The organism is Bradyrhizobium sp. (assembly GCF_035273305.1).
Lineage (GTDB): Bacteria > Pseudomonadota > Alphaproteobacteria > Rhizobiales > Xanthobacteraceae > Bradyrhizobium.
In genome coordinates this window covers 1-4,469 of sequence record NZ_DATEPI010000321.1, presented here as the reverse complement: position 1 = coordinate 4,469, position 4,469 = coordinate 1, and the positions used below count along the sequence as shown (strand labels likewise).

At 59.7% G+C, this 4,469-nt stretch carries 4 protein-coding genes and 1 pseudogene; 3 read left to right on the top strand and 2 right to left on the bottom strand.

The annotated features are described in order from the left end of the window. A partial coding sequence (purD, locus tag VJV58_RS21125) for a phosphoribosylamine--glycine ligase (RefSeq protein WP_324139310.1) occupies positions 1 to 1,047 on the top strand: 1,047 nt, incomplete at its 5' end. Between the two features lie 60 nt (positions 1,048 to 1,107). On the opposite strand, the gene VJV58_RS21120 is transcribed toward purD, so the two are convergent. Further along, complete coding sequence (locus VJV58_RS21120; protein WP_324139309.1) at positions 1,108 to 2,340, bottom strand: acyl-CoA dehydrogenase family protein; 1,233 nt, start codon at positions 2,338 to 2,340, stop codon at positions 1,108 to 1,110. A 143-nt stretch (positions 2,341 to 2,483) separates the two neighbouring features. Here VJV58_RS21120 and VJV58_RS21115 point away from each other — a divergent pair, with 143 nt between their 5' ends. Further along, positions 2,484 to 3,389, top strand: a complete 906-nt coding sequence (locus tag VJV58_RS21115) for an alpha/beta hydrolase (RefSeq protein WP_324139308.1) — start codon at positions 2,484 to 2,486, stop codon at positions 3,387 to 3,389. A gap of 59 nt (positions 3,390 to 3,448) precedes the next feature. Here the strand turns inward: VJV58_RS21115 and VJV58_RS21110 are convergent, their stop codons facing one another. After that, entirely contained in the window at positions 3,449 to 3,907 is a 459-nt protein-coding gene (locus tag VJV58_RS21110; protein ID WP_324139307.1) for a nucleoside deaminase, read from the bottom strand. 169 nt (positions 3,908 to 4,076) lie between these two features. Here VJV58_RS21110 and VJV58_RS21105 point away from each other — a divergent pair. Continuing rightward, positions 4,077 to 4,469, top strand: a pseudogene (locus VJV58_RS21105) (pseudouridine synthase); the annotation flags it as partial.

Genomic DNA, 4,469 nt, shown 5'->3' with positions numbered 1-4,469 from the left:
GTCGACGATCTCAACGCGGCTGGATTCAAAGCGTTCGGACCGACGAAAGCCGCGGGCCGATTGGAAAGCTCGAAGAGCTTTACCAAAGCACTGTGCCGCGCCGCGCATATTCCAACGGCCGCCTATGAGCATTTCACAGATCGTGAAAGCGCGAGAGCCTACGTGCTCGCTCAGGGTGCCCCGATCGTGATCAAAGCAGATGGTCTCGCCGCCGGAAAAGGCGTCGTCGTGGCCATGAGTGATGAGGAAGCGCTCGCCGCCATCGACATGATGTTTGGGGGCGGGTTCGGCAGCGCAGGGGCCGAGATCGTGATTGAGGAGTTCCTGGAAGGCGAGGAGGCTTCCTTCTTCGCGCTTTGCGATGGCGAGCACGCGCTGCCACTTGCCACCGCGCAAGATCACAAGCGCGCCTTCGACGGGGATCAGGGGCCAAATACCGGCGGAATGGGCGCCTATTCGCCAGCTGCCGTGATGACGGAGGCGATGTGTTCGCGCGTGATGGAAGAGATGATCAAGCCCACGCTGCGCGCCTTGAGCGCGATGGGTTCGCCTTACAAGGGCGTGCTGTTTGCGGGCGTGATGGTTACCAAGGATGGACCGAAGCTCGTCGAGTACAACGCCCGCTTCGGAGACCCCGAATGTCAGGTGCTGATGCTGCGAATGATGTCCGACATCTTGCCGGCATTGATTGCGTGTGCAGACGGCCAACTAAAGAATTTCAGCCTGCGCTGGTTTGATGATGCGGCGCTCACCGTCATCATGGCCACCAAAGGCTATCCGGGTGAGTATGGCAGGGGCTCGCGGATCGGAGGTCTCGAAGAGGCTATGAAGGTCGAGGGCGTCGAGATCTTCCATGCCGGAACGGTTTTGAAGGACGGACATCTTGTCGCCAACGGCGGTCGCGTGCTGAACGTCTGCGCGACAGGGAAGACTGTCACCGAGGCGCAGCGGCGCGCTTACGCGGCGGTTGACAAGATCGACTGGCCGGAAGGCTTTTGCCGGCGCGATATCGGCTGGCAGGCAGTGGAGCGGGAAAAAGCAGGATGAATTTCCGGATCATTGCGGACGACGCGTATCCCCGCGCGCCGTCCGGGTGACTGTTAAACGCTAGATCAAGTCGCCGCCGGCGGCCAGTGCGGTGGTGCCATGTTCGCGAAACGCCTTGATGACGTTGCGGCCGACCTTCCATTTGTGGACTTCATCGGGACCATCGACCAGCCGTTGCGAACGCACTTGGGTGTACCACTTCGCGAGTACCGTATCCTGGCTATAGCCGAGGGCGCCGTGCAACTGAATCGCCGTATCGATTACCTTATGCACCATGTGGGCGAGATAAACCTTGGCAATAGAATTCTCCTGGGTGAGGTCCATGCCTTTTTCAGCCTTGTAGGCGATGTGCAGCAGCATCAATCGCCCGATATAGAGCTGACTGGCGCACTCCGCGAGCATGAACTGCACCGCCTGGCGATCGGCGAGCAGCACGCCGAAGGTCGAGCGCTTTGTGACGTGCGCAGTCGCCATGTCTAAGGCCCGCTGGGCCTTTGCGATGTTGTGCATGCCATGGCGCAGCCGGCCATACGCGAGGCGGTGCTGGCCCATGTTGAATCCATTGCCTTCGCCACCAAGCAGATTATCGGCAGGTACCTTGAGATCCTTGATCTCGATTTCGGAATGACCGCCATGGAGCACATCGGCATGCGGACCCTCGATCGCCATGTTCTTGACATTGCGCTTGATCCGGTAACCTGGATTGGGCAACTCCACAATGAACGTCGAAAACTGCTTGTGACGCGGCGCGTTCGGATCGGTCTTGGCCATGACCAGCGCAATGTCGGCGACGCTCGCGGAAGATGAAAACCACTTTTCGCCGTTCAGGATGTAATTTTCATTGCCATCCTTCTCCGCGCGGGTCTGCATGCCGGTAGCATCGGCTCCCGCAGCCTTTTCTGTCATCGAGAAGCAGATGCGCTTATCGCCGTTGAGCAGCGGCTTAAGGAATTTTTCTTTCTGATAGTCCGTGCCATGGGTGAGGATGGTCAACATCGAGGCGTCATCCGGCCCCTGTGTGTTCATTGAGAGCGCGCCGAGGGAGCTTTCGCCGAGTTCCATTTGTACCAACGCATTGGCGAGAGGACCAAGGCCCATCCCGCCATACTCCTTGGGAACGAACGGGCACCACAGTCCCTGCGCGCGCGCCTTCTTTCGCAGTCCCCCGAGCACTTCCTCCAGCGGCTTGGTATCAAGCTCTTTCTCCGCCGGAATGCATTCTTCCTGCACCCATTTACGAACCTTTTGCCGGATCGCCTTGGCCTCGGCCGGGACTTCGAAATCGATCGACATGGCGGGTTTCCTCGTTCTGGTTTGTTGTCGAAGGTGGTGGCAAGGTCATAGCCTGAATCCGGCGCAGCCGTACATATGCCGCCGGACCAATTGCCGCGTTGCGGAAATCGGGGCTGTGAGGACTAAACAAAAGGACACGCTCAATGCCCGACCTCGCTGATTTGTTTCCGGGATTTTCCTCAGAGTGGATCAACACCAGTTCGGGACGTATCTTCGCCCGAGTCGGTGGCAACGGGCCGCCGCTGTTGCTGCTGCACGGATTTTCCGAGACGCATGTAATGTGGCATCGCGTCGCGCCGGGACTGGCCGACAGCTTTACACTGATCATCGCCGACCTGCCGGGCTATGGTTGGTCGGATATGCCGGAAAGCGACGGCGATCACACCCCTTACACCAAGCGGGCCATGGCGCAGACGATGATCGAGGCCATGGAGAAGCTCGGTCATGTGCATTTTGCTCTCGCAGGCCATGATCGCGGCGGCCGCGTCGCCTATCGCCTGGCGCTCGATCATCCGGGGCGATTGTCGCGGGTCGCGGTGCTGGATATTCTGCCCACCTTTGACTACTGGGCGCGAATGGACCGGCTCTATGCCCTGAAGATTTATCATTGGAGTTTTCTCGCGCAGCCCTTTCCATTGCCCGAAACGTTGATCGGCGGTCATCCAGACTTTTTCCTGCGGTACAAAATGGCGAGCCAGACCAAATCGAAAAATCTCGATGCGATCGATAAGCGGGCGCTAGAGCATTATCTCGCGGCGTTCCGTGATCCTTCGCGCGTGCACGCGATGTGCGAGGATTATCGCGCTGGCGCATATGCCGATTTCGAGATCGACAAGGCCGATCGAGAGGCGGGCAAGAAAATCATGATTCCGGTGCTGGCCCTGTGGGGTGACGCGGGTATTGCAACCGCCGCGGCCACCCCGCTCGATAGCTGGAAGACGTGGGCGAGCGATGTCTCCGGGATGGCGGTAGATTCGGGGCATTTTCTCACCGAGGAAAATCCCGATGTGACCGCCAACGCGCTGAAGCGTTTTTTCGCCACGTCCTGAGCGCGCGCAAGGGCTCATCGCTTTCCCTCTCGCTGAGCTTGGATTGTGCTCCCTTGAGTTTACCGCCGGGCTTTGAAGAAATCCCGCAACAGGGTTGCGGACTCGTTTTCGCCCACGGCTGAATAGACCTCAGGAACGTGATGGCAAGTCGGCGCGGCAAAGAACCTCACGCCCGACTCCACCGCGCCGCCCTTGGGATCTATCGCCCCGTAGTAAAGCCGCCTGATCCGCGCGAAGGAGATCGCGCCCGCGCACATCGTGCAGGGCTCGAGCGTGACATAGAGATCGCAATCAACCAGCCGCTCGGTGCCGATCGCCTCGGCGGCCTGGCGGATTGCGAGAATTTCGGCGTGGGCGGTTGGATCGCGGTCGGTCAGGGTGCGGTTGCCTGCCGTGGCTATAACCTCGAAATCGCGCACAATTACGCACCCGATCGGCACTTCGCCGGATCTTCCGGCATTTTCGGCGCTTTTCAGCGCCAAATCCATGAAAGAAGGGGCAGTGATGCCTCGTATCATCAGGGGAAACCTGCTACTGGTTGCGCCTTCAGCAAACGTGGATGCCGGTTTTGCGTGAGAATGCGTTTCGACGCAAAGAGCGCGCGCGTCTCGGTCGTGCCAGCGGTCCGCTTCAGTCTGAGTGTCAATTCGATCGCCAATTCAAACCGTACCCGAAGTGAGCCCATTCATGCCCCGCGATAACGATAAAAACAACAATGGCCGCGGCCGACGCGATCGACCCTCGGCCGGCAAGGGCCGTTCCGGCGTGGCGAGGGGGCCGGAGAAGAAATTCGCCAAGCGCGGTTTCGCTGGCAAGAGCGAGGGCGGGAAGCGCCCCTATGCGGGCAGATCTGAAGCCGCGGAATCGTCCACCGACAAGCCCTATTCTCGTTCCAGCAAACCCTATGCGGATAAGCGCGAAGGTTTTCGGCCACGACGCGAATACGGGGACGCGCCGCGTGCCATTGACGAGCGGCGCACATCAGATCGTCCTCAGCGTTTCAACAGGGATGAGCGCCCGGCTGCACGTTTTCACGAGAGGAAATTCGGCGATCGGAAGCCTTACGCGTCGCGAGATGGC